Annotated in this window: 20 protein-coding genes and 2 pseudogenes; 16 read left to right on the top strand and 6 right to left on the bottom strand. The window is 64.4% G+C overall.

Annotation, left to right across the window (positions count from 1 at the left end; translation table 11 throughout):
- The first annotated feature begins 20 nt into the window (after positions 1-20).
- From QFZ30_RS18785 to QFZ30_RS18800, 4 genes and pseudogenes are all read left to right on the top strand, one after another.
- Positions 21-401, top strand: a complete 381-nt coding sequence (locus QFZ30_RS18785) for a response regulator transcription factor (protein ID WP_307078817.1) — start codon at positions 21-23, stop codon at positions 399-401.
- Positions 402-703: 302 nt separating this feature from the next.
- Positions 704-1984, top strand: coding sequence for a glycoside hydrolase family 26 protein (locus QFZ30_RS18790; protein ID WP_307078820.1), 1281 nt, complete (start codon positions 704-706; stop codon positions 1982-1984).
- A gap of 127 nt (positions 1985-2111) precedes the next feature.
- A pseudogene (locus QFZ30_RS18795) lies at positions 2112-4045 on the top strand (glycosyltransferase family 2 protein).
- Between the two features lie 44 nt (positions 4046-4089).
- Positions 4090-4479: a DUF7793 family protein gene (locus QFZ30_RS18800; protein WP_307078822.1), complete on the top strand. Its 390-nt coding sequence runs from the start codon at positions 4090-4092 to the stop codon at positions 4477-4479.
- 24 nt (positions 4480-4503) lie between these two features.
- Here QFZ30_RS18800 and QFZ30_RS18805 read toward each other — a convergent pair whose 3' ends face one another.
- The gene (locus QFZ30_RS18805; protein ID WP_307078824.1) at positions 4504-5418 is read right to left on the bottom strand and encodes a helix-turn-helix domain-containing protein; all 915 of its coding nucleotides are present in this window, start codon (positions 5416-5418) and stop codon (positions 4504-4506) included.
- Positions 5419-5599: 181 nt separating this feature from the next.
- Between QFZ30_RS18805 and QFZ30_RS18810 the strand changes: the two genes are divergently transcribed.
- The 7 genes from QFZ30_RS18810 (at position 5600) to QFZ30_RS18840 (ending at position 12055) form a co-directional block, all read left to right on the top strand.
- Positions 5600-6421 carry an aldo/keto reductase gene (locus QFZ30_RS18810; RefSeq protein ID WP_307078826.1) on the top strand — a complete coding sequence of 274 codons (822 nt, stop codon included), beginning with the start codon at positions 5600-5602 and terminating at the stop codon, positions 6419-6421.
- Between the two features lie 26 nt (positions 6422-6447).
- Positions 6448-7419, top strand: coding sequence for an aldo/keto reductase (locus QFZ30_RS18815; RefSeq protein WP_307078827.1), 972 nt, complete (start codon positions 6448-6450; stop codon positions 7417-7419).
- Positions 7413-8453, top strand: coding sequence for an SDR family oxidoreductase (locus QFZ30_RS18820; protein ID WP_307078829.1), 1041 nt, complete (start codon positions 7413-7415; stop codon positions 8451-8453). The genes QFZ30_RS18815 and QFZ30_RS18820 overlap by 7 nt, the downstream gene beginning before the upstream one ends.
- Positions 8454-8565: 112 nt before the next feature.
- The gene (locus QFZ30_RS18825; RefSeq protein ID WP_307078831.1) at positions 8566-10080 is read left to right on the top strand and encodes an alpha/beta hydrolase family protein; all 1515 of its coding nucleotides are present in this window, start codon (positions 8566-8568) and stop codon (positions 10078-10080) included.
- Between the two features lie 127 nt (positions 10081-10207).
- Complete coding sequence (locus QFZ30_RS18830; RefSeq protein ID WP_307078833.1) at positions 10208-11041, top strand: aldo/keto reductase; 834 nt, start codon at positions 10208-10210, stop codon at positions 11039-11041.
- Between the two features lie 135 nt (positions 11042-11176).
- The gene (locus QFZ30_RS18835) at positions 11177-11443 is read left to right on the top strand and encodes a GlsB/YeaQ/YmgE family stress response membrane protein (protein WP_307078835.1); all 267 of its coding nucleotides are present in this window, start codon (positions 11177-11179) and stop codon (positions 11441-11443) included.
- Between the two features lie 111 nt (positions 11444-11554).
- Positions 11555-12055 (top strand): hypothetical protein, encoded by a 501-nt coding sequence (locus QFZ30_RS18840; protein ID WP_307078837.1) that lies wholly within the window; start codon positions 11555-11557, stop codon positions 12053-12055.
- A 146-nt stretch (positions 12056-12201) separates the two neighbouring features.
- Here QFZ30_RS18840 and QFZ30_RS18845 read toward each other — a convergent pair whose 3' ends face one another.
- Positions 12202-12792, bottom strand: coding sequence for a DM13 domain-containing protein (locus QFZ30_RS18845; RefSeq protein WP_307078839.1), 591 nt, complete (start codon positions 12790-12792; stop codon positions 12202-12204).
- A gap of 380 nt (positions 12793-13172) precedes the next feature.
- On the opposite strand from QFZ30_RS18845, the pseudogene QFZ30_RS18850 reads away from it, so the two are divergent.
- Both QFZ30_RS18850 and QFZ30_RS18855 read left to right on the top strand, forming a co-directional pair.
- Positions 13173-13256, top strand: a pseudogene (locus tag QFZ30_RS18850) (DUF2510 domain-containing protein); the annotation flags it as partial.
- Between the two features lie 141 nt (positions 13257-13397).
- A complete protein-coding gene (locus QFZ30_RS18855) occupies positions 13398-13829 on the top strand; it encodes a DUF2510 domain-containing protein (protein WP_307080434.1) in 432 nt (143 codons plus the stop codon).
- Positions 13830-14029: 200 nt separating this feature from the next.
- Here QFZ30_RS18855 and QFZ30_RS18860 read toward each other — a convergent pair whose 3' ends face one another.
- Entirely contained in the window at positions 14030-14911 is an 882-nt protein-coding gene (locus QFZ30_RS18860; RefSeq protein WP_307078841.1) for a putative protein N(5)-glutamine methyltransferase, read from the bottom strand.
- Positions 14912-15102: 191 nt separating this feature from the next.
- Here QFZ30_RS18860 and QFZ30_RS18865 point away from each other — a divergent pair, with 191 nt between their 5' ends.
- Positions 15103-16149 (top strand): lactonase family protein, encoded by a 1047-nt coding sequence (locus tag QFZ30_RS18865; RefSeq protein ID WP_307078843.1) that lies wholly within the window; start codon positions 15103-15105, stop codon positions 16147-16149.
- A 381-nt stretch (positions 16150-16530) separates the two neighbouring features.
- The gene (locus QFZ30_RS18870) at positions 16531-19395 is read left to right on the top strand and encodes an alpha-amylase family glycosyl hydrolase (RefSeq protein ID WP_373462901.1); all 2865 of its coding nucleotides are present in this window, start codon (positions 16531-16533) and stop codon (positions 19393-19395) included.
- Between the two features lie 57 nt (positions 19396-19452).
- Here the strand turns inward: QFZ30_RS18870 and malQ are convergent, their stop codons facing one another.
- Positions 19453-21699: a 4-alpha-glucanotransferase gene (gene malQ, locus QFZ30_RS18875; protein ID WP_307078844.1), complete on the bottom strand. Its 2247-nt coding sequence runs from the start codon at positions 21697-21699 to the stop codon at positions 19453-19455.
- Positions 21700-21920: 221 nt separating this feature from the next.
- Between malQ and QFZ30_RS18880 the strand changes: the two genes are divergently transcribed.
- On the top strand, positions 21921-24596 hold the full coding sequence (locus QFZ30_RS18880; protein ID WP_307078846.1) for a GH32 C-terminal domain-containing protein: 2676 nt from the start codon (positions 21921-21923) through the stop codon (positions 24594-24596).
- A 91-nt stretch (positions 24597-24687) separates the two neighbouring features.
- On the opposite strand, the gene QFZ30_RS18885 is transcribed toward QFZ30_RS18880, so the two are convergent.
- On the bottom strand, positions 24688-24981 hold the full coding sequence (locus QFZ30_RS18885) for a putative quinol monooxygenase (RefSeq protein ID WP_307078848.1): 294 nt from the start codon (positions 24979-24981) through the stop codon (positions 24688-24690).
- A gap of 59 nt (positions 24982-25040) precedes the next feature.
- On the bottom strand, positions 25041-26039 hold the full coding sequence (locus tag QFZ30_RS18890; protein WP_307080365.1) for a LacI family DNA-binding transcriptional regulator: 999 nt from the start codon (positions 26037-26039) through the stop codon (positions 25041-25043).
- Positions 26040-26084: the final 45 nt, after the last annotated feature.

Here is a 26084-nt window from a genome sequence, read left to right on the forward strand (position 1 = left end):
AGCGAATATCGGGGGGACCGGTGTCCAGAGGTATCTGTCTCGTCATCGAGGATGACGAGGATATTGCGAATCTTGTTTCGTTTGTGCTGTCCAGGGACGGTTTCGAGGTGCATGTGGCCGCCTCCGGCGCGGCGGGACTGGCTGCCGCAGCGGCACTGCATCCTGCCCTTGTCACTCTCGACCTGGGGCTTCCCGATATCGACGGCCTCCACGTCGCGCACGGCCTTAGGGAAATAACAGCCGCCCCGATCCTTATGCTCACTGCCCGGGCCCGGCTCAGCGACGAAATGGACGGACTGTCTGCGGGTGCGTCCGCGTATCTGATCAAGCCGTTCCGCGCCCGCGAACTGAGGAACCTCGCCGACCGGCTGTGCCCGGCCCGCAGCTTCGAAAGTCCCTAATCGCAGGAATTCCCGTTCGTTGTCGCAGGAACTGCGCAGGGCTCCCCAAGGATCCTCTAAGGAGGCTATTTGTTCCCACTGGCGTCTGGTACTCATTGTTTTGGAGTACTTGTTCCACGCGTCCGGCGCTGTCCGGGAACGGGAAACATCACGCGGGTGCCGCCAAAGGGTCCTTGAGCGCAATGCTCTGGCCGGCGCCAGCCTCGACGGCACCGTGCAGCCGAGGCTGGCTCTGAAGCGGGCCGTTATTTTCACGATGCTGGGGAGTGTTTGTGGCTAAGAACCATAGTTTTCAATGTGTCGTGGCAGGTATCGTCCTATCGCTGGCCGTGCTGTTTGGCATCGTCACGCCCGCCGAGGCGGCCAGCCGGGCGGAGATCACGCTGAGCGCTTCCGCCGGCCCTGCCGGATCCTCCATCACAGTGATGGGCGCCGGCTTCGCCCGCCACGCGTCCGGCACCCTGACGGCCGGATCGGCCAGTGTTCCCTTCACCACCAACGCCAGCGGGTTGTTCACCGCAGCGGTGACAGTTCCTCCCACCACAGCTGCGACCGTAGTGGTGACTGCCAAGGCGGGACCCCGCTCCGTGTCCGCACCGTACACCGTCACTTACAGCCCCGTTTCCACAGCCGCGGGCCGTGACAGCGCGACGGCGGGAGGAGAGCCGGTGACGATGGCCGCCCAGACAAAGACGGGGACGACGACGTCCCTTCCCCCCATGAGTTCGGACGCGCTTCGGTTCGGCGTCTCGACGCCGGGTGGTCCGCTGGCTGCCGGCGAGCTCGACGCCGTCGCCACCCTGGTCAACGAGAACCCGTCGATCGTCATGTCCTACAAGGACTTCAGCCAGGCCACACCCATCGGGGACCTGAATGCCGTCGACGCGCGCGGCGCCACCAGCCTTATTACCTGGGAGCCGTGGCTCTGGAGCGGAAACGGCGCCAACCAGCCGGCCTACGCCTTGGACCGCATCACCGCCGGCGACTTCGATACGTACATCCAGCAGTGGGGCGCGGCCCTGGCATCCTGGGGGAAACCCGTCATGCTCAGGTTCGCCCATGAGATGAACGGCAACTGGTATCCCTGGGCCGAATCCGCCAACGGAAACCAGGCAGGGGACTATGTGGCCGCATGGCGGCACGTGCATGACGTCGTGGCCGCAACCGGTGCGGCCAACGTGCAGTGGGTCTGGAGCCCCAACGTTCCGTACTGGGGTTCAACAGCTCTCTCCGGGCTGTACCCCGGCGCCGGCTATGTCGACGTCGTCTCCCTCGATGGCTACAACTGGGGAACTGCCGCGTCGTGGAGCTCCTGGACCTCGCCGTCGGCACTCTTCGGTGACGGCCTGACCGCGCTCCGCGGCCTCGCACCGGGCAAGCCGATCATGATCTCCGAAACCGCATCCGCCGAAGCGGGCGGGTCAAAAGCTGACTGGAACACCGCGTTGGTGTCCTATCTCGCCGGGCAGTCCGATGTCACCGCCCTGGTCTGGTTCCACCACAACAAGGAAGTCGACTGGCGGATCAACAGCTCCACCGCCTCGGCGAACGCCCTCGCCGCTGCATTGGCCGCCAGGAACTGATGATCCTTGCCGTCGGGCCGCACCCGTCCCGGGACACCGGGACGGGTGCGGCGGGACGGAACAGATCCAGGCTTGAAAGGCCCCCTTGAACCACCAGCTCGTTGTCAGGATCCTCACCACCGTGACCATGATCCTGGGCGTGAACTATATCGTGTGGCGGTGGCTGTTCTCAGTGAACTGGTCCGCGGCGTGGATCAGCGTGCCGCTGGCCATAGTCGAAACCTACAGCCTGATAGATGCATTCCTCTTTGGAGCCACCATGTGGCGGCTGCGCGAACGCGGCGACCCTCCTTCACCGCCAGAGGGCCTGACCGTTGATGTCTTTCTCACCACCTACAACGAGCCCATTGACCTGGTCATGACCACAGCGGTCGCGGCCCGGCGCATCAGCTACCCGCACAAGACCTGGATCCTCGACGACGGGGCCCGTCCGGCCATGAAGCGTGCAGCCCAGGCAGCCGGAATCGGCTACATCACCCGATCCCCTGACTGGAAGAACCTCCCCCGGCACGCCAAAGCCGGCAACCTCAACAACGCCCTTAGCGCAACCCAGGGGGAATTCCTGCTGATCCTGGACGCGGACCAGATCCCGGAACCGGAGATCCTGCATCGCATGCTGGGCCACTTCAACAACGGCAAAGTCGCCCTGGTCCAGACGCCCCAGTGGTTCTCCAACGTTACCGACGACGACATCCTCGGAAGCCAGGCACCGCTTTTCTACGGTCCCATCCAGCAGGGCAAGGACGGCTGGAACGCCGCGTTCTTCTGCGGCTCCAATGCCATCGTCCGGCGCGAGGCGCTCATGCAGATCGGCATCACCGGCTACGTCAAAGGGGTCAGGGCCACGGTCCAGCAGGCGCTGAAAGCTGCCGACAAAGTTGTGGCCAAGGCGCGTACCGACCACGCCATGACCGGCCTGCATGTCGTCGGGCCCTGGAGGACGTCGGCTCTGCGGTCTGCAGCGCCCGCCAGGAGCTGGCCCAAGACCGTCCGGTCGCGAATGTCACCTATGACTTCCAGCGAAAGGTTGATGCCGCCGCCCGGAGCGTCGTCACCGTGGATGTCGCCTCCCTGCAGGCCGATCTGGACGAGATCGAACGGCTGTCATGCCGTGGCCCCTACGGCGGATTCATCGACGACGACGCCATTGACCGCCTCGCCCGGCGCGACTGGTCACCCATCGGAGCCATCACTTCGGTCCGCAGTATCGTCCAGGCCCTGGACGTGGACCGTTCCGACGAAGCCCTCCCCGTCATGCCGATGGCCACGATCTCCGTGACCGAGGACATGGCCACCTGCATGCGGCTGCACACCCACGGGTGGGAGAGCGTATACCACCACGAGATCCTCGCCAAGGGCCTGGCGCCCGATGACCTGCGGACCATGCTGACCCAGCGGCTCCGGTGGGCGCAGGGCACCATGCAGGTTTTCCTGCGCGAAAATCCCCTCGTCCAGAAGGGCCTCACCGCGGGGCAGCGCCTGATGTACTTCTCCACGATGTGGAGCTACCTCTCCGGCTTCGCCGCCGTCGTGTACCTGGTGGCGCCCATCATTTTCCTGTGCTTCGGCGTAATGCCGGTCGATGCGTTCAGCATCGATTTCTTCGCGAGGCTGATTCCGTTCCTGGCGGTGAACCAGGTCCTCTTTTTCGTTGCCGCGAGGGGCAGGAAAACCTGGCGCGGGCAACAATACAGCCTGGCCCTCTTTCCCATCTGGATCAAGGCCTGCACGACGGCGGCGGCCAACGTGCTGTTTGGCCGTGACCTCGGCTTCGCCGTCACACCGAAAACCCGTCAGGACGGAGGCCCGCCGTGGTCCCTGATCCGGCCGCAGATGATTGCCATCGCGGCCCTGGTAGTTGCCGCCGTGACGGGGCTGATCCGGATGTTCACAGGCCTCGGGGCGCCGGCCGGAACCCTGGTCAACGTCGCTTGGGTCATCTTTGATCTCCTGATCCTCAGCGTGATCATCCGGGCCGCCCTCTACAAGGGCTTTACCGCTGCGCGCTCCAGGCCGACCAAGAGACTGCCGCGGGTGAAAACGCCCACAGGCGGGAACTGACGAAGGGATACGCTATGCACAGACGAGTCTTTAGGGGACGAGCAATGGAGCCGATCACGGTTGAGGGCGGCAAGGGCACGGTGGAACTCGAGGCGGGCAAGGTTATCCACCTAGTTTGGAAGCCCAGCGTCAGAATCGAAGCTGTGGACGCCCACGCAGCAATGGCAGCAGTAAACGTGGCCGGAGATGGGTCCGAATATCCGATGTTGGTTGACATGGCCACCACGGAGTCCGTGAGCCGTCAGGCCCGCGCCGTGTTCTCCATCCCATGTGCGGCCTCCCGGATTGCCCTCCTGGGATCCAGCCCTGTTGACCGGGTCCTCGCGAACTTTTTCCTCAGTATGCACACCCCTCCCTGCCCCACCCGCTTTTTCAATTCCAGGGTCGAAGCCATGAAGTGGCTGCTCGACGAGCCCGCCACTACCGCGCTCTGAGTCCCCCTGCGTCGTCCGCCATGGTCAGTTTTCGGAAGCGGCGGGAGGAAAGGCTTCTGCGGTGAACCGCTGCTGTGGCTCCGGCCCGGTATCGGCACCGCGCGCATCGGCACCCAGGCTGCCCAGCAGCGCCAGGGCATCGGCCGACGGCGACCCCGGCTTGGCGGAATACACCCTGAGCATCTGGTCCTGATCGTCCGGGAGGACAAGGTTCTCAAAATTCAGTTCCAGATCGCCGACGGCGGGGTGATGGAGCCGGACGCTGCCTGCGGAGCGCGTGGCCACCCTGTGCCCTGCCCACCACTGGCGGAACTGCTCGCTGTGGACGGCGAGCTCGCCCACCAGCTGGTTGGCCTGGGCATCGTTGGGGTGCCTGCCCACGTCCACCCTGAGTGCACCCGCTGCTTCCGCCGCCACCGTCTTCCAGTCCCGAAAGAGCTCCTTGGCCTGGGAATCCAGGATTAGCCAGCGGGTCAGGTTGCGCTCATGGGCGGGAAGGGCCGGGAAATCGGTGAACAGCAGGAAAGCCATCCGGTTCCCTGCCAGGACGTCGGTGCGGCGGCCCAGCACCAGCGCCGGGACGTCCCCCACTGCCTCCAGGAACTGGCGGAGGGCCGGACGCACACCCTGTGCAGGTGCTGAAGCGCGCGTGCTGCCGGCACAGTTTTCCAGCAGGTCCATCATGTGCGCGTGCTCTCCGCTGTCCAGCCGGAGCGCGCGGGATACGGAATCCAGGACGGCCCGCGAGGGGTGGATGTTCCTGCCCTGCTCCAGGCGGATGTAGTAGTCCGTGCTGACGCCGGCCAGCCGCGCCACCTCCTCGCGCCGGAGCCCCGGAACCCGGCGCGCGCCAGAGGTGCCTTCCGCGCCCGCGTCCTCCGGATTCAACCGTGACCGCATGGCTTTCAGGAATTTTCCAAACTCAGCGCTCTGACCCATGCTCCCTATTGTGCCCGTCCATCTGGCCACTTTCGACAACGAAGGTAGGACTGGCAGTCCTAGGAAAAACAGGGACAGGCTCAGTTGCTGACTGGGAGGCAAAAAGTGCATAGGCTCAGAACAGAGCCTTCCGAAAGCGTTTTCTCATCACCAGTTCGTCTCATCAGCAAGGAGCAACACCATGGCAGAGCTGACACTGAACAACGGCGTCACGGTCCCTCAACTGGGCCTGGGTGTTTTCCAGGTCCCGCAGGAGGACACCCAACGGATTGTTGAGGATGCCCTGGCGGCCGGCTACCGCCACATCGATACGGCGGCGGCTTACCGGAACGAAGCCGGGGTGGGCGCCGCCATCGCGGCCTCGGGGATTCCGCGCGAGGAAATCTTTGTCACCACCAAGCTCCGCAACGGCGAGCAGGGCCGGGCCCAGGAAGCATTCCAGAACAGCCGCAAAGCACTGGGTTTGGACTTCGTGGATCTCTACCTCATCCACTGGCCGGTGCCTTCGCAAGGACTGTATGTCCAGGCCTGGAAGGAGATGGAACGCCTCTATGCCAACAACCAGATCCGCGCCATCGGAGTCTCCAACTTCCTCTCCGAGCATCTGGACACCCTGCTGGAATCTGCCGAAGTTGTTCCCGCGGTGAACCAGGTCGAACTTCACCCCAGCTACCAGCAGGCGGAATTGGCTGCCAAGTGCCGCTCGCTGGGCATCGCCGTGGAAGCCTACAGTCCGCTGGGCCAAGGCGGAGACCTCGACGGCGACGCCGTCACCGCCATTGCGGCGGAACACAACGCAACCGCCGCACAGGTGGTGCTTGCCTGGCATCTGGCCGCAGGGACCATCGTCATCCCCAAGTCAGCCGATCCGTCCCGGTTGCGGGAGAACTTCGCTGCGGCCACCCTGACCCTCACCGACGCTGAACTCGCGTCCATCACATCACTCGAGTCCGGAGCCCGTATCGGCTCCGATCCCGCCGTCGCATCCTTCACCCAGCTTTAGCCAGCCACAACCAAAGGACCGAATCAATGCAGTACACCCACCTTGGCCGCTCCGGCCTCAAGGTTTCCCGCCTCTGCCTGGGCACCATGAACTTTGGCCCGCAGACCGAGGAGGCGGATGCCCGCTCCATCATGGACGCCGCCCTGGACTCCGGAATCAACTTCTTCGATACCGCCAACGTGTATGGCGGCACCGGGCACCGCGGCTGGACTGAAGAGATCATCGGCCGCTGGTTCGCGCAGGGCGGCGAGCGGCGTGAGCGGACAGTCCTGGCCACCAAGCTCTACGGAACCATGACGGACCGGCCCAACGAATCCAAGCTCTCGGCGCTGAATATCCGCAGGGCCCTGGACGCCAGCCTCAAGCGCCTTCAGACGGACTACATCGACATCTACCAGTTCCATCACGTCGACCGCGATACCCCGTGGGACGAAATCTGGCAGGCGATCGAAGTGGCCGTACAGCAGGGCAAGGTCCTCTACTCAGGCAGCAGCAACTTTGCCGGCTGGCACATCGCGCAGGCCCAGGAGGCCGCGCGGAGGCGGCATTACACGGGCCTGGTCAGTGAGCAGTCCATCTACAACCTGTTCATGCGGCAGGTTGAACTCGAGGTCATCCCCGCAGCGCAGCAGTACGGCCTGGGCCTCATACCGTGGTCGCCGCTCCAGGGTGGCCTCCTGGGCGGCGTGCTGAAGAAAGAACGCGAAGGCGTCCGCCGCACCGAGGGCCGCGCACTGGAGACCCTCAAGAAGCACCAGGAACAGATCCGCCAGTATGAGGACTTCGCCGACGATCTTGGCCACGAACCGGGCGACATCGCCCTCGCCTGGCTGCTCCACCAGCCGGCAGTCACTGCACCCATCGTGGGGCCGCGCACGCAGGAACAGCTCGACGCCGCCATCCGGGCTTTGGACGTCACCCTCGACGCCGACGCGCTCAAGCGTCTCGACGACATCTTTCCGGGCCACCGCACGGCGCCGGAAGACTACGCGTGGTAAACCCACTCGCTGCTGAATCCGACACCGTGGCGCCGAGGAACATCCTTTTCATCGGCGGCACGGGGGTCATCAGCGCGGCGGCGTCGGATCGCGCCGTCGCGCTGGGTCACCGGCTGACCATCCTGAACCGGGGCCAGTCGGCGGACAGGCCGGCGCCGGAGGGAGCCGAAGTCCTGCAGGCGGACGTGCGTGACACGTCGGCGGTGCAGGCGGTGCTTGGCGGGCGGGAGTTCGACGCCGTAGCGGACTTTATCGCCTTCACCCCGGACCATGCCCGTTCCAGCATGGAGCTGTTCCGGGGACGGACAGGGCAGTACGTTTTCATCAGTTCGGCTTCGGCTTACCAGAAACCACCCACGCGGTTGCCCATCCTGGAATCCACTCCCTTGAAGAACCCGTTCTGGCAGTATTCACGGGACAAGATCGCCTGCGAGGACCTGCTGTTTGAGGCCTACCGGTCGGATGATTTTCCGCTCACCGTGGTGCGTCCTTCCCACACTTACGACCGCACCAAAATCGCCTTGGTTGGCGGCTGGACGGACATCCACCGGATGCGGGCCGGGCTGCCGGTTATGGTGCACGGTGACGGCACCTCGCTGTGGACCCTGACGCACAGCCGTGACTTTGCCAAGGCGTTCGTTGGGCTGCTGGGCCGGCCGCAGGCCGTCGGCGAGAGCTACACCATCACATCGGACGAATACCTGCCGTGGAACCAGATTTACCGTCTGTTCGCCAGGGCGGCCGGTGCTCCCGAGCCTGAATTGGTCCACGTGGCCTCCGAAACCATCGCCGCGCACAGCGCCGAACTGGGGCCCAACCTGCTGGGCGACAGGTCCCACTCCGTCGTGTTCGACAACACCAAGATCAAGTCCCTGGTCCCGGACTACGCCGCAACCGTTCCGTTCGCGGACGGAGCCAGGGAGATCGTGGACTGGTATGACAACCACCCTGAGCTGCAGGTAGTGGACCAGCAGTTCATGGACTTGAGTAACCGGCTGATCAAGTGGGCGCAGACATCCATCAACCCACAGTAGCTTGCGGGTTCGGGAGACAAATCGTCATCCAGGGTGACCAGCCTTTCCGCTCCTGCGCAAAAAAGCTTGACAGTCATTCCCTACAGATTCATGATGAAGCCAATGATTTCCCATGACAATAGTTGAAATCATCCATGATCGCCGAATGGCCACCCTGGTCGTCCTGACGGAAAGGCTGACAATGAAGTTCGCCCACCACTCCCCCTTTACGCACCGCACTACGTGCCGCCTGTCGCTTGCCTCCGTCACGCTGGCAGCCACCACCAGCCTGGGACTCCTCGCCACCGCGTCAGTGGCCGCTCCTCCCCTGATACCGGCTGAAGCTGCGGTGCCGGGCGCCGTCCGCACGACCGATGAACAGGGCACTACAGTCCTCACCGGTTCCCTGGCGTCCGGAGCCACTTGGGAGGCCCGTGTCCCGGAGGCATGGAACGGCACGCTGGTACTCTACGGTCACGGTTTCCGTGGGCCGGGTCAGAACCCCGCCTGGGACAGCAGGATGGATCCCACTTTCGACGAACTGGCCCGCCAGGGTTACGCGGTTGCAGCATCCTCCTATGCCACCACGGGGTGGGCCCTCGGGACTGCGGTCCAGGACCAGCTCCAAACCTTCCAGGCCTTTGGCCGCGGCTTCGCCCAGCCGCAGCGCACCATTGCGTTCGGCCGGTCCATGGGCGGCCTGGTGACCAGCCTGATCGCTGAAGTTCCAGGTTCCGGGGTGGACGCGGCCGTCAGCACGTGCGGCCTGGTGGGCGGCGGCGCCGCTTTGAACAATTACCAGCTGGACGCTGCCTACGCCGCGTCCGAGCTGCTGCTGCCAGGGCAGAACCACCGGCTCACGGGCTTTACTTCCCCGGCTGAATCCGCTGCCCTCACGGCAGCCATTTCCGAGGCGCTGGCCGAGGGGCAGAAGACCGCGGAGGGAAGGGCGCGGATCGCCTTGGTGGCTGCCCTGCTGAACACACCGACGGAACTGGACGGTGTGGACCGAAACGACTCCCTGGCCATGCAGGAGGCACAGGCCCGCCTCGTCCTTGAAACCCTGCCCACCGTCATCTCCCGACGCTCCGACATTGTCAACGCCGCCGACGGCGACAGCGGCTGGACGGCCGGAGTGGACTACAACGCGATGCTGATGGCATCCCCGCAGGCCCAGCAGGTGAGGGAGCTGTACCGCATGGCCGGTTTGGACCTGAAGGAGGATCTCGGAACATTGACCACCAACGCCGATATTGAACCAAGTACGGCAGGACTGGAATGGATGCTGGCCACCTCGGTACCCAGCGGTGAGCTGCAGATGCCCGTTCTGAGCACCCACACCCTTGTGGACCTGCTCGCGCCGGTGGAATACCAGGAAGAGTACGCCGAAACCATTCGCAAAGCCGGTGCGGGAGCGTTGATCCGCCAGGCCTTCGTGGACAGGGATGGACACTGCAACTTTTCCATGGCGGAGAACGTTGCCTCAATCCACGCCATTGAGCGCCGCCTGGACACCGGCCGATGGGAAGATGCGGCCAAGGCCGAAAACCTTGATACTGCAGCCGAATCCCTTGGCCTTGGTGCCTCGGAGTTCGTCAACTTCCGGCCCGGAGAGTTCATCAACGACCGCACCTGGAACGGACGCTAGGCGAGTCTGGTCAACCCCGACGGCGTGTCCAATACTGTCCGCACGGTGCTTGGCTGCAACGCCGGAAAGGAAACATTCTGCGGTCCTCCGAGGGCCAGCACGGTCGGATTCGGGAGACACTGTTGAAATGACACTTTCACCGCTCATCAAGCTCAATGACGGCCACAGCATCCCGCAGGTGGGGCTTGGCACCTGGCCGCTGGACGACGATCAGGTGGCTACCGCCGTCGTACATGCCATGGAAGCCGGGTACCGGCACATCGATACTGCCGTGAAATACGGCAATGAGGTGGGTGTGGGCCACGGGATCCAGGCGAGCGGCGTCGAGCGCAGCGAAATCTTTGTCACCACCAAACTGGACGGCCAGTTCCAGGGCAGGGACCGAGCCGTGGACGGGCTGGAGGCATCGCTGAAGCGGATGGGGCTGAAATACGTGGATCTGCTGCTGATCCATTGGCCGCTCCCCCGGCGCGGCGAGTTTGTTTCCACCTGGAAGACCTTCGAGCGACTCCAGGCGGAGGGAAAAGCCAGGTCGATCGGCGTCTCCAACTTCAAACCGGCCCACCTTGAGCGGCTGATGTCCGAATGCGAGGTGGTACCGGCGGTGAACCAGATCCAGCTCAGCCCGGCGATCACACGGGTGGCCGAACGCGAGTTCCACGCAAAGCACGGCATCGTCACGGAATCCTATAGCCCGCTGGGCGGCACCGGAGCCGACCTCCTGACCGCCCCGGTGCTCGCCCAGCTTGGCGAAAAGTACGGCAAAACGCCCGGGCAACTGGTGCTGCGGTGGCATATTCAGCAGGGGCTTGTGACCATTCCAAAGTCGGGTAATCCGGAGCGGATGGCGGAGAACCTGGACATCTTCGATTTCGCCCTTGACCCGCAGGATCTAGCGGAAATGGCCATCCTGGACGAAGGCCCGGACGCCGGGAACGATTCGGACGTGACCGGGCACTGAGCCGCCCCTGCGGCAGCCCTTTTGAATCGGATGGGGTTGGCATTTGGATAGTAAGCATGATTACTATTGAGGCGGAAGGACGAAGCGTACCCGGGATCCGGGTACCTCCTTTATGAAAGAAGAGGGAACGACAAAATGGGTTTTTTTGCATTTCTGATTCTGGGCCTTATTGCTGGCGCGATCGCTAAGGCGATCCTCCCGGGCAAGCAGGGTGGCGGCATTTTCGTCACCCTGCTGCTGGGCGTTGTAGGAGCATTCCTTGGCGGCTGGATCGGCGGATTGATCTTCGGCGAAGGCCTGCAGGAGTTCTTCTCCCTGCAGACCTGGCTGCTGGCAATCGGCGGTGCCATCATCGTGCTGCTCGTTTACGGCATGATCACCAAGCGGAGCGTCCGCAGCTAGCTGCGGCACTCGGCCAGGAAACCGGCCCCGGGACAACATCCTTGGGCCGGTTTTCTTTTCTCCCGGCCACCGGGTCGGGGTTGAAACCTTCTCACGGAGCAGGAGTTCATCATGAAATCGAAACTTCTTTTGGGCGTTGGCATCGCGGCAGGCTACGTCCTGGGATCGCGGTCCGGCCGGGCAGCGTACGACAAACTCAAGGCCAGGGCAGCGGGTATCTGGGACAGCAAGCCTGTCCAGGACAAGGTCACAGCAGCCACGGAGGCCATCAAGGAAAAAGCCCCCGAGGTAGCGGACCAGTTGGGTGAGGCCGCCCGCCGGGCGGGTACCGTGATCGGCTCCGCCATGCACCACGACACCGCTTCCGGCGATCTCAAGGCCAAAACGTCCGACGCCGGCGCGCCGGTTGGCGCTGCTGGTTCCGCCTCTTATTCTTCCCCAGCGGGCGACCACATTCCCGCCCACAGCACACACCCGGAAACCGTCAATCTGGGAACCTCCGACGTCGAATCGGACCCGGCTTTGAACGACGCCCAGGGCCAGGACTGGTCCGATGAAGGCGGCGCAACTCCCGCCGGTGCTGCCACGAACGTGGATCCAAAGCGGGACTGACACTCCGTTCCTGGCCTGAGCCGGCCCTCTCCAACTGAAACTGTGCTGGCCGCCGCGACCCTTGGGGTCGTGGCGGCCAGCGGCGTTTCGGGCCTCTGCTCGCTAGGAGTTTCACGGTAGACGATCACCGTGTCTCGTGGCCTGTGTCAGGCGGCCAGCTCGGCCGCACCGAATGACACGCTGAATTGAACGCACCACAAATCAACGGACTTGTACTTTGACAGGTCAACGTCAGCTGGGACTTCGTAGACCTGATTGCCTTGGTTTCCCTTGATCAGGCCCAAGTCATAGTGATCAGCGGAGCCCGCGGTGTACCAACCAGCTGTTCCCTCCACCACGTGTGCAGCACTCAGCCAGACGTGCACGTCAGGCCCGTTTGAGGTGTCCAGGTTCTCCAGGGTCAGGAACCTACGGCCGTCCGGCTGCTGAATGATCCGAACCGTTCCAGTGGTCGCGTGTTCGTGACTGATCAAAGTACCTGCAGCCAACTGAACGGGCCCTGCAGGAGCCGCCGATGTGGCCGCCGGTGTGAAGGGGACAGTCGACGGGGCGGACGGAGATGGTTCTGCTTGCTCGGTCGATGTGGCAACGATCGGAAGCTTTTCGTCTACGCGCACATCGACGAACAGAAGCCAGGGTTTGAACACCACAAGTCCAATGACAAGTCCGACGACGGCGACCACGCCCGCCGCGATGGTCAAGAATCGTCTGCGACGACCGGTCTCCATGGTAAACATCTAGCGCCTCGCTTGCTGGCGGAGACGAGATGGGCTGCTGATTCCGCTCATGGAATCATCGTCCGCGCCGTTGTTATTGGGGGCAATGGGCAGAAATTACAAGTTACGAACGTTGTCCGCAGGCAAGCGGACTCCCCATCGCGCTCGATGCCTCGGAGGCGCTCATCCTCCGGCGCGTCCACCCGACAGCATAACGAGCTCGAGCACACTTCGGACGGCCCCGTCGGGTTCGGCAGCCGTATCCGCCGACGCCAGCCTGCCGGCAAGGGGGCGCTAGCTCTGCAGCACTCGCCAAAGCAGTGGATGCATGCTGTGATGACTATCAGGAATCCTAGGGGGCTAACCCGGACCAGGGGCGGCCAAGGTATGGGGGAGTACAGATGAGCAATTCAAGTAACGGACCAACACCATCTCCGGGCTGGTACCCCGACCCGGCGGGTACAGGTCGGCTTCGCTGGTGGGACGGCGCGGTTTGGACGGACCAATTCAGTGCGCCTTACGCACCTGCGTACGCGCCCGGCCAGCAGGGACCCGGGCCGTATGCGCCTGCTTCCTACACGCCCGAGCGCCCACGGATCAGCAGCGAAACGCCTGTCTACAATCCGATGATTTGGATCATCACACTGCTCCCGCTGCTGTCAGTTGTCCTCCTGTTGCTGTGGAATCCCGAGTTCCGCCTCATCACCATCGGCAGCCGGAACAGAACCACCATCGATCCGGCGTCGATCTTCACGCCCGCGTATTTCCTCCTCGTCTTCTCCGGCTTCGCCACGTACGCCGTTTCGGTGTTGCTGGCCTATTTCGACAGCGAACGGCTCAAGCGCGATGGGGTGGTCAGGCCGTTCCATTGGGCGTGGAGCTTCCTTAGCGGGACGGTGTACGTCGTCGGCCGCTCGGTGATCGTCCGGAAGGTCGCACCGGACCGCGGTCTCGTGCCCGTCTGGGTGCTGATCGGCGTAATCGTCCTCAGCATCGTCGTGTCGACCATCAAAATGTCGGCAACGATGGCCTCGATGATTTCGTCCATCCCGAACTGAGGGCCCTACGCGGGCGCTACCGCAGCCCCCGAGTGAGACGGAATCAAGCAACGGAGGGATGCAACTACGCCTCGCCCGACGGGCAACCCCAGCAGCGACGTGAGACGGTCCAGCATCCGAACCTTGTGGTGTGGCTCTTCAACCTTCACCTAGACAGCGCCTCGGCTCGCAGCTGTTGGGGCTGCTGGGGGCCTGGGGTTTTAGGCGGTTCCCGCCTGTCCAATGACCACTGTGCCGTCCAAGTCATCAGAGTGGACAATCCTCACATCGAATCCGACGCCAACCATGATCCCGGAGGTGCGGGCAGCTTGCCGTTCACTGGTTTCAATGAGCAGATAACCGCCAGGAGCCAGCCACTCAAGAGCTTCGGCCGCCACCCGCCGGTGGATGTCAAGGCCGTCAACACCGCCGTCGAGCGAGATGCGGGGTTCGTGCTCTCGGGCTTCGTGCGGCATGGTACCGATCGCGTCCGTTGGCACATACGGGGCATTGACCGCCAGGAGCCTTACCCCTCCCCTGAGCCCGTGAGGAAGTGCCTCGTACAGATCACCATGGTGAACATGCCCTCCCATCGGACCAACGTTCCGCCGGGCGCACTTCACCGCATCGGGATCAATGTCCCCGGCATGCAGTTCGATCCCCGCAACACGGCTGGCAACGGCGACACCGACTGCGCCGGACCCGCAGCAAAGATCCAGCACAATGGCGGGCGCTGCGCCGCCACCGTCCGGGTGGACGCGGCTACCGCCAAGGGCGCCACCCTGCAGAAGCGCCACCGCCACGTTGACAAGCAGCTCGGTGCGACGGCGCGGAACAAAAACCCCCGGATCAACGGCGATTCGGAGCCCGCAGAACTGGGCCCAGCCAAGAATGTACTCAAGGGGATAGCCGGCGATCCGCCGTTCCACGGCCGTGGCGAGTTCTGCAGGCTCGGATGCAGCGGCCAAAAGGAGCTGCGCTTCCTCCTCCGCGAACACACAGCCCGCCGCCCGGAGCCGGGCGAGGGTCTCGGAGAAAAGGGTCCCGGAGAAATCGGACAGAGAGGAAGCGGACGGAGAGGAAGAAAGTTCAGGAGCTGACATGGGAACGCCTTTCGGTAAGCCGATGGGCACTCCGAGTCATCTAGGCCTGGCGGTCCGGACGGCAGGATGCGGGAGTACCCGAAACTGCTGGAGCGTTAATGGGACTCACCTCCTCTGCCATGGCTGGAAACTCCATGCTAACTGAAGCCGCCGTCCACCCGCAGGAGCGCAATTGTTGGCAGGATGGAGCCATGACATCCCCTGCACAGCCTTCAATCATCTGGACGGGAACCTACACCCCGGACGGAGGCGGCCGAGCAGCCGGAATCGGCGCTGTCTCCGCTGGCGCGGACGGGACTCTCGAATGGCTTGGCACGGCGGTTAAGGCCAATTCGCCGTCGTTCCTTGCGGTCCACCCCACCCTCCCCGTGATCTACGCTGTAGCCGAGCAGGCCGGGACCGTCCAGGCCTACCGCCGGTCCGGGGAGTTCAAGCTGGAAGCCTTCGGGGACCAACAGCCCGCCGGCGAGGCCGCGTGCCACGTTGCCGTCGATCCGCTGGCTCGCTTCATCACCGTTACCTGTTGGGGAGACGGGCAAGTCCTGCTTTACGAACTTACTCGCGACGGCAGCATTACGGGGCCGCTTACCACGCCGCCATCGGTGGATCCCCACGGTAGCCAGACCCCCGGCGAGCCACGGCCCAGCAGGGCCCACGCCAGCCTGATGCTCGCCGACGGACGCGTCATGACCACGGACCTGGGACATGACACCCTGCGCATCTGGACATATGAACCCGGGAGCGGGCTAAGGGCCGACCACGAGGTGGCCCTCCCTTTCGGCAGCGGACCACGCCACTTGGTACAGCACGCCAGCGGGAGCGTTTTTGTGGTCTCCGAGTATTCGATCGAGGTTTTCGTTCTCAGGGCAGACGCGGGGACCTTTGAGCTGATTAACCGCGGTCCTGCAACCTCCGGCGGAAGCCTCCCGGGTGATTCTGCCGCCGAGATCTGCCTCAGCGAGAACGGGGACAACGCCTACGTCGGGGTGCGTGGCTCCAACCTGATCAGTGTCCTGCTGGTAAAGGCCGACGGCGCTGAGGTGGCGCCGCTGGCCGACTTCCCGAGCCGCGGCGATTGGCCCCGTCACCATCTCGTTCGGGGTCAGTGGCTCCACGTGGCGCATGAGCGTTCAGATGACATCGCCACGTTCGCTTTGGACCCCGTCTCGGGCTTCCCGGGGCCGCTGGTGAACACTCTCAGGACCCCTTCCCCCACGGCACTGGTGCCGGCGAGTTAGTCCGCCCATGGTTTTCTAAAAAGACTGGAAAAACTGGGTGCAAGCGCTTACAGTTGTGATTTGGTTCACAGCTGCGCTCTTTTGAGGCTGCTGCTGGGCCACCATCTGCCCAGCAGCGCCGCTACCAGGAAGGTCTCTCCTGACGTGAACTACCGCACCCCTCAAAGCGCCAGTCATCGGCTCAAAAGAAAGTCCCTGCCTCCCAATTCCCCAGCTCCTACCGCGCTCTTCCGCACTGCAGCCGGCCTGTTGGCTGCGGCTGCAGCCGTCTCAGCGGCAGTGCTCCCTGCCCAAGCCGTGCCTGACCCCAAAAGCCCCGGGTCGTCGTCGGCCTTTCACTCGCTCCGATCCCCGGTGACGGACGAAAACTTCTACTTTGTGATGGCCGACCGCTTCAGCAACGGGAACGTCGGAAACGACGACGGCGGCCTGGGCCCGGACCCCATGGTGTCCGGCTACGACCCCACGAATAAGGGCTTCTATAACGGCGGCGACCTGTCCGGGCTGCTGGACAAGATTGACTACATCCAGGGTCTGGGTACAACCTCCATCTGGCTCACGCCGAGCTTCAAGAACAAGGCAGTCCAGACGGAGGACAAGTCGGCCGGCTACCACGGCTACTGGGTCACGGACTTCACCCAGATCGATCCGCATCTGGGTACCAACGATGAGCTCAAGGCCCTCATCGACGAGGCACATTCGCGCGGCATGAAAGTGTACTTCGACATCATCACCAACCACACCGCGGACGTCATCGGCTACGAGGAAGGCGCCCGCAAGGCCTACGTCTCCAAGGACGCAGAACCGTACAAGACCGCTGCGGGCGAGGAATTCGATGACCGCGACTACGCCCGCTCCAAAGACTTCCCCGCGCTCGATCCCGCCACGTCCTTTCCCTACACCCCGGTCCTGGATCCAGGTGAAGCGGACCTGAAGGTCCCCTCCTGGCTGAACGATCCCGCGCTCTACCACAACCGCGGCAACACCACCTTCGTGGGAGAAGATTCCTACTACGGCGACTTCTTCGGCCTGGACGACCTCTTCACCGAGCACCCCACCGTGGTGGACGGTATGGAGGAGATCTACAAATCATGGATTGGCGAATTCGGGGTGGACGGCTTCCGGATCGACACCATGAAACACGTGGACAACGAGTTCTGGCAGGAGTTCGGCCCGGAGGTCCTCAGGTACGCCAAGGAACAGGGCAAGGACGAGTTCTTCATGTTCGGTGAGGTGTTCGACACCACCAAGAGCTTCACCTCGCAGTTCACCACCCGCAACCAGATGCAGGCCGTGCTGGACTTCCCTTTCCAGGACGCCGCCCGCAACTTCGCCTCCAAGAGCAAGGACACCCGCACCCTGGAGACCTTCTTCGCCGGAGACGACTGGTACACCGACGCCGATTCCAACGTCTACCAACTGCCCACCTTCCTGGGGAACCACGACATGGGCCGCATCGGCAGCTTCATTGCCGAAGACAATCCCGGGGCAAGCGACGCCGAGCAGTTGGCCCGGGACCAGCTGGCCCACGAACTCATGTACTTCTCGCGCGGAAACCCGGTGATCTATTACGGAGACGAGCAGGGCTTCACCGGCCCCGGCGGCGACCAGGACGCCCGCCAGACACTCTTCGCCAGCCAGGTGCCGGAGTATCTCAACGACGACCTGCTGGGTACGGACGCCACGCACGCCACGGACAACTTCAACCCAGGCCATCCGCTGTACTCCAAGATCAGCCAGCTCGCTGCCCTGACCAAGGAGCACCCGGCACTGCGCGACGGCGCCCACCAGCACCGGTATGCATCGGACGGACCCGGGATCTACGCCTTCTCCCGGACCGACTCCAAGGACCAGCGCGAGTACGTCGTCGCCCTCAACAACAGCGGACAGGCGCAGACTGCGGAGGTTCCCACCTATATCGCCAAGCGCAGCTACACGCGTCTTTATGGCGAGGCCCCCGAGGAAGCCAAAACCTCCGCGGACGGCAAACTGACCGTCACCGTGCCTCCGCTGTCTGCCGTGGTGTACCAGTCCTCAGGCCGGATTCCGCACTCCAAGGAGGCGCCCGCCGTCGTACTGCAGGAACCTGTCCCGGCGCCCGCCGACAACGGGCGCATCAAGGTGACGGCCGACGTCGGCGGTACTTCGTTCTACGAAGTCACCTTTGAGGCAAAGACGGCCGACGGCGGCTGGGCCCCGATCGGCACCGATGACACCGCGCCGTACCAGGTGTTCGATGACGTGGCCGCCCTGGAGGCCGGTACCGCGCTGGAATACCGCGCCACCGTGCTGGACAACGGCGGCCACACTGCCACCAGCCAGTCCCGGCGAGCGGTGGTTCCGGCGCCGGTCCTCACCATGCAAAAGCCCGAGGAGGGCAGCAGCGTGCAGGGGTCAGTTGAGCTCAGCGCCATCGCGGATCCGGAAAAGGCCAGCCATGTGGTGACCTTCGAACGCAGCGTGGCCGGCGGCGAGTGGACAGCAGTGGGCTCCGATGACTCCTCTCCGGTGTACTCGGTGGTCGACGATCTGGCCGCTCTGGAACTGGCGGACGACACCCCGGTCCAGTACCGCGGAATTATGACCGGCCCCGGTTTCAGTGTGGTCAGCGAGCCCAGGACAGTGAGAGTGGGCGAGGCGCCGCAGCCTGATTCGGTGACCGTTGCCGGATCGCTGAACGTGCAGATGGGATGCGCGGAGTGGGATCCGGCCTGTGCCCAGGCCATGATGACGCTGGATCCCGCGGACAAGATCTGGCGGCTCACCGTGGACCTGCCCGCCGGCCAATACTCCTACAAGGCCGCCCTGAACGGCGGGTGGGATGAGGACTACGGCGCCGGTGGAGTGCGCGGCGGGGCCGACATCACCTTGGACCATCCCGGTGGACCGGTCACGTTCCGCTACGACAACAGCACGCACCTGCTCAGCGCCCTCTACTCATCCCAGCAGCCGCAGGCGGTGTCGGTTGCGGGCAGCGTGGGTCTGGCCCTGGGCTGCGCGGACAACTGGCTGCCCGAATGTGAGAAGGCGCAGCTGACGCTGGATCCGGCGGACCTGGTGTGGAAGCTGTCAGTCGCCAAACTGGCTCCTGGTCCGTATGAGTTCAAGGCAGCGCTGAACCGCTCCTGGAAGGAGAACTACGGGGCCGGCGGCGTGCCGAACGGCGCCAATGTTGCCTTCACTCACGACGGCGGCCCGGTCACGTTCCGGTATGACCACTTCACGCACCTGATCACGGCCAACTAAGGGCAACGCCGAGTCAATATCAACGCGGGGTCACTCAGGCCCCGCGTTGCTGCTGAGTCAGGAGTTGAGGGCCTCAGACACAGCGGCCAGCAGGGAGTTGAAGCGCGCATTGCCGGGAAGGTCGTCGATAAGGACTGGCCGGCCTTCCGGATCGCCCAGCGGGACCTGCCAGTTTGGATACAGCGCCTCGGTGGTTCCCGGCTGGTTCTGCACCCTGCGCTCACCCACCGCATCAACCAGGGCAACCCCCAGCAGGACGGACGGCGACTGGGCCAGCAGCCGGTGGAGTGCCTCTATCGTCTGCTCCTCGCTGGCCAGCGGACCGGCTGCCGCAGCACTTTCTCCGCCCTCCGGCAGGAGCCCGCGCTCCCTCAGCAGTCCCATCATCTTTTCCAGCGTTGCCGTATGTTCTGCCCGCTCCTGCTCCTCGGACCGCTCCAGGAGGCCCAGGCGGCTGCGCAGCGCCACGTGGTCGCCCGCAAGATAGCCCGCGGTGGGAGGCAGATCGTGGGTATTAACGCTGGCGAGCGCCTGCGTGCGGTATCTCTCTGGCGGAAGCGGTGAATCGCCGTCGTTCTCGAACCAGAGGATGGACGTCCCCAGGATGCCGCGCGCGGCAAGGTAGTCCCGCACCCACGGTTCGAACGTGCCCAGGTCCTCGCCGATCACCACGGCGCCGGCCCGCTGGGCCTCGAGCGCCAGAATGCCTATCAGGGCTTCATGGTCGTAGCGCACGTAGGCGCCGTCGCGCGGGGAATTGCCCGCCGGCACCCACCACAGCCGGAACAGGCCCAGGATGTGGTCCACCCGGATGCCGCCGGCATGCCGCAGCACGGTGGAAAGCATGTTCCGAAACGGAGCGTAGCCGGCGTCGGCCAGCCGGCCCGGGTGCCAGGGCGGCTGGTTCCAGTCCTGGCCCAGCTGGTTGTACATGTCCGGCGGGGCACCCACACTGATTCCCGGCGCCAGGACGCTACGGAGGGTCCAGGCGTCGGCGCTGCTCAGGTCGACACCCACGGCGAGATCGTGCACTACGCCCAGGCGCATGCCCGCCCGGCGGGCCGCCTGCTGGGCGTTCTCGAGCTGTTCGTCGCAGATCCACTGCAGCCAACGGTGGAAGCCGATCCGGTCCGCGAGCTTCTCCCGCAAGGACTCGGCTTCGGCTGATCCCAGGGCGCAGCCCGGGTCCGTCCAAAGCGGGTCCTCCGGCGGGATGTCCTCCCGAATGGCGGACCACAGGGCAAAATCGTCCAGTCCGGAACCTGAGATCCGGCAGAATTCCTCGAACGCCGCCTGCCGGGTGGGCGAACGCCGGGCGTGGAACAGGAGCTCCAAGGCCTGGAGTTTCGCGGCGTAAACGGAGTCCCGGTCCAACCTTTCCCCGTTCCTGTTCAGGCTCTGGACCTGCTCCAGCAGACTGTCCACACTGGCGCGCTTGCGGGGCTTCAGGTACGCCAGCTCCGGGATGTCTTCCACCCGGATGTAGAGGGGATGGAAGAAGCGCCGGGTGGACGGCGAATACGGCGAGGGCTGGACGGGAGGAACGGGCTCGGCCGCGTGCAGGGGGTTGACCAGCACGTAGTCCGCGCCGCGTGCACCGCTCAGCGTGGCGAGGTCCGCGAGGTCCGCGAAGTCGCCGATTCCCCAGGACCGCTTGGACCTTACCGAATAGAGCTGGGTGGCCAGGCCCCAGCCCCGGCGCTGCTTGAGGGCTTCGGCCGTGGTCAGCCGCGAAGGCACCACCACCAGCGTGCCTTGCGCCGTGACCCCCTCCGACTCGGCGTGCAGGGTATGCCAACCAAGCGGCAGCCCCTGGGGCAGCCCGAACGTTGCCCGGCCGGTGGGCACACCGTCCACGTCCCGCGGCGGGACCCAGATATCCTGCTGGATCGCCTCAACCGGCTGGTCCGCACCTGTTACGGCCTCAAGCTCAATGCTCAGCCGGGCCGTGGCACCGTCACGGACGTGCACCGGAACTTGCGCCGATTCACCCTGTTGAACCACGACGGCGGGCGGCAGCATCCGCCGCCATGGCGCCACTTCCGCCTCGGCCAGGGCTGCCTCGATGAGTGGATTCGTGTGGGCCTGCACGCCCAGGGCGGCCAGCACCTTGATCAGCGTCTCCTCGGCAACGCTGTACGGCAGGCCGTCCCAGCCCTGGAAGGTTGTGCCTACCCCGTGCGCATCGGCAAGCCGTTGGAGCAGGTGCTGATCAACGGGCTCATGACCTGCCGCAGCACTGTCGCCGGGAGAATCCACTGGTGTCCCGGAAATGTGCGCCTGCTGCTGGTCTGGAGCCTTCATGGATGTCCGCCTCGCCTGGTGTGATGGACCCGAATGTACACTGCGGCCTCTTGCACCGGGGGCTTGCCACCCCCGCGCAAACTGCTGCTTCCGATTATTGCAGGGCAACGGAGGGGCAGGTCCAACCCGTTGACTTGTCTTGCGGACATAACTTACCGTTCCTGTCACTGACAACGTTGTCTATCGAAACTAGGCACGCGCGATGAAGGGCGACTCAGCAAATGCACAGGCACAAATCTCAAACTATCCGGGCGTGTTCCGCGCTAACCCTGGCAGGGCTCAGCCTCGCCGCGGCGCTGGCCGGCGCAGGTCCGGCGTCGGCTGCGGTGGGCGTGGGCACCGGCATGACTCTTGGGGAGTTTACGTCCGGCGAAGAGCAATACCGGCCGGGATTCCACTACACGCCGAAAGAGAACTGGATGAACGATCCCAACGGGATGGTCTTCCATAAGGGCGTTTACCACTTGTACTACCAGCACAATCCATCCGGCAACACGTGGGGAAACATGTCCTGGGGCCATGCCACATCCACGGACCTGACGCACTGGAAGGAGCAGCCGCTGGCCATCCCCACCGATGATCAGCAGGACATCTTCTCCGGCAGCGTGGTGGTGGACAAGGACAACACCTCGGGTTTCGGCACAGCAGACAACCCGCCCATGGTCGCGGTCTTCACCAGCGCCTACAAGGACGCATCACCGTACAAGGGGTTGCAGGCACAGTCACTCGCCTACAGCCTGGACGACGGACAGACCTGGACAAAATACGGTGCCAACCCGGTCCTGAACCGGAACTCGGCCAACTTCCGCGACCCGAAGGTCTTCTGGTACAGCTCCCCCGGCGGTGGAGGCTACTGGGTGATGGCCGCCGTCGAGGCCACTGACCACAAGGTGCTGCTGTACAAGTCCGGGAACCTGTTGGACTGGTCACTGCTCAGCGAGTTCGGCCCGGCCAATGCCACGGGCGGGCTCTGGGAATGCCCGGATCTCTTCCCCTTGGCTGTGGACGGCGATCCCGCCAAAATTAAGTGGGTCATGGTGGTCAACATCAACCCCGGCGGGGTGGCCGGAGGATCGGCCGGGCAGTACTTTGTTGGCGATTTCGACGGCACCACGTTTACCTCCGAGACCACCAAAGGCAGCGATACCCTGCCCGCCGGGACTCCGTTGGCCGGCTTTAATGACGGCACGTACAACGGCTGGATGGTGAACAACGAACCGGGCAACTGGAAAAACGGGCCGTTCGGAGATGTGCCGGCGGCAGGATCGCTACCAGGGCAGAACACCGTCACGGGATTTTCCGGCGCCGGGCTGATTAATTCCTTCAACGACGGCGACTGGCCCGTGGGGACCGCGGAATCACCGCAGTTCACCGTCAGCAGCGACTACCTCAACTTCCTGGTGGGCGGCGGCCAACACCCCCGCGTCTCGGACAAGCTCGACAACACCCCTCCGGCCGGCGACCTCTTGTTCAACGGCTTTGAGGTTCCTGACGGAACGTCCATGGCCGACGCCGGCTGGACCGGTACCGGCGATCTGGCACCGGCCTTCCAGCCCGCCACCTCCGGCGGCGACTACTACATCGGCGCCAAGCGGATCAACACTTTCGAAACCGGGGGCGCTCCGGGCGATGACAGGCAGGGAACCATGACCTCGCCGTCGTTCACGGTCTCCCGGAACTTCATGAGCATGCTGGTGGGCGGCGGCCACCGGGCAGCGGGCTCCGGGCAGCTCCTGGAAATCCAGCTGCTGGTGGATGGCAGCGTGATGCGCAGCCTGGCAGGTGACGACGCCGGCGCGCTGAACTGGAAGGGCTGGGATGTCTCCGAGTTCGCCGGGCAGGCCGCGCAGCTGCGGATCGTGGACCAGGCCGGCGGGGGCTGGGGCCACCTCACGCTGGACCACGTGATGCTCACCGACCAGGCTGCCGTGCCCCGGTCCGACGAAACCACGGTGAACCTGGTGGTGGACGGGCAGGTGGTCCGCTCTGCAACCGGGGCCAACAGCGAGGTTCTTGACTGGGCCTCCTGGAACGTCGCGGAGTTCAAAGGGCGTCAGGCGAGCATTAAGGTGGTGGACAACAACCGCTTCGGCTGGGGCCACATCCTCGCCGACGAGTTTGTGGCATCGCCCCAGCCCGCGACACCCCGGCTGGAGACCTATGACTGGCTGGACTACGGCCGGGACTATTACGCGTCCGTCTCCTTCGCCAACATGCCGCAGGACAAACGGATCATGCTGGGCTGGATGAACAACTGGGACTACGCCAACAGCATTCCCACGTCGCCCTGGCGCAGCGCCATGTCCCTGCCCCGGGAAGTTGGACTGACCCAGACGGCAGCAGGACCCCGCTTGACCCAGCGCGCCGTCAAGCAGGTGGACAGCCTGGCGGCAAAGACGGGTTACACCGAGAATCGGGCACGGGACATTGCACCCGGCACCACTCCCCTTCCGGCGGCGGCCTCGGGCCAGGTGCAGAGGATCGATGTCACGTTTGCACCGGGCACGGCAGCGAAGGCAGGAATCACCGTGCTGGGGAACGGCAGCACTTCCACTGTCATCGGGTACGACCAGGCAGCCGGTGAGCTGTACGTGGACCGGAGCAACTCCGGAGATACCAGTTTCCATCCGCTCTTCGCCTCGGTGGATTCGGCTCCGGTCACTCCTGACGCCAGCGGCAACGTGACCCTGCGCATCTACGTGGACAGGTCATCGGTGGAGGTCTTCGCGCAGGACGGACTCCGTACCATCACGGATCAGGTCTTCCCCGAAGCGGGAGCCAGCCAGGTGGCTCTCTTTGCCGACGGCGGCACGGCAACATTGAAGTCGATCACGGTCACACCGCTGGCCGACTCAATGTTCAGCACGCAAGCAAAGCCGGTGAAGGACCGCCCATAGCTTCAACCCATGGCCAGTCCTGGGCTTGTCCGCGGCTCCCCGCCTTGAAGGTGAGGAATCGCGGACAAGCCCGGGACTGGGCGTCTTGGCGTCAGCCCACCGGCTGGAGCCAGGTCAGGACCGAGCCGTCCTGCTCAATGTGGCCCGCGAGCTCGCCGTTGAACCGCGCGCCATAGTCCGCGCTGATGTGCTTCTCGAACGCGGCGTCATCCTCATAGACCTCGAAGACGAAGTATTCACGGGGATTCGTTTCCCGCGTGTAGGGCAGGAACAGCTGGTTGCCCGGTTCGCGGCGCACGTGCTCGGTCAGTTCCTGCATCATCTCCGCCACCCGGGCTTCGCTGCCGGGCTTGACGGTGAATTCTGCATAGAGCGTTTTAGTCATGGTTTTCCCCTCGTTGTGGATTGGCTGGGTTGGATGTGGCTGGGTTTTGAAAATCCGGCTCAAGAAACCGGCGGGAGCTCGCCAGAGCCGCGCTGGATAAGTTCGGATGGGACGACGTACGTCTGGGCCGGACTGCTGTCGCCGTCGATCCTGGCAAGCAGCCGCTCGGCGGCGAGCTTCCCGATCCTCTCGGGGTGCTGGGCAATGACGGTAATTCCAGGATCCATCATGTCCGCCAGCGTAAAGTCGTCGAACCCTACCAGCGCAGTACGCCGGCTTGCTCCAAGCTCCTTCAGCGCGCGCATGGCGCCGAAGGTGATGAGGTTCTGGCTGGAGAAGATGGCGGTGGGCGGCTCCTCGGCCGTCAGAAGATCGAGCGCTGCCCGCCGGGCCGAATCCTCGTTATGGAGGCCTTCGCGCACAGGAACCGTGGAGGTGGCGATGCCAGCCCTGCCGAGTTCCTCAATGAAGCCGCGCCGGCGTTCCCGTGCCGTCTGGATGTCAGTGCGGTCGCCCAGATAGGCAACCCTGGTGTGCCCCTGCGCCATAAGATGGGCGGCCGCCCTGGCGGCTCCGACGGCGTTGTCCGTCACCACAGCGTCTGCTTCGATACCTACGGGCTCACGGTCGATGAACACCATGGGCAGGTCCCGGGAATGCTCCGGGATGACGTAGGACTGGTTGCGGGCGATGGGCGTCAGGACCATGCCGTCGACGCGTCGGCCCAGGAATGCGGCCACCAAGGACTTCTCCCGTTCGGGATCGTCGTCGAGGCTCGCGGCGAACACGGCGATCCCGCGCGCCGCCAGGGCGTCTTCCAAGGCCCGGTGGATCTCGCTGCTGAACGGATTGGCCACGCTGGGCAGCAGGAGACCGATCGAAAGGGTCTGGCGGCCTGTGCGCCTGAGACTTCCCGCCGCCATGTCCAGCTGGTAATTGAGCTGCTGCGAGGCTCCCAGCACGCGCTGCCGCGTGGCATCGGAGACGCCGGGTTCATCGTTCATCACCCGTGAGACGGTCTTAATGCCCACCCCCGCAAGGGCGGCTACATGCCGCATGGTGGGCCGATTTTTCCCGGCCTCCGCTTGGTAACGATTAGACAT

Origin of the sequence: Arthrobacter pascens (assembly GCF_030815585.1) — a bacterium.
Taxonomy (GTDB): domain Bacteria; phylum Actinomycetota; class Actinomycetes; order Actinomycetales; family Micrococcaceae; genus Arthrobacter; species Arthrobacter pascens_A.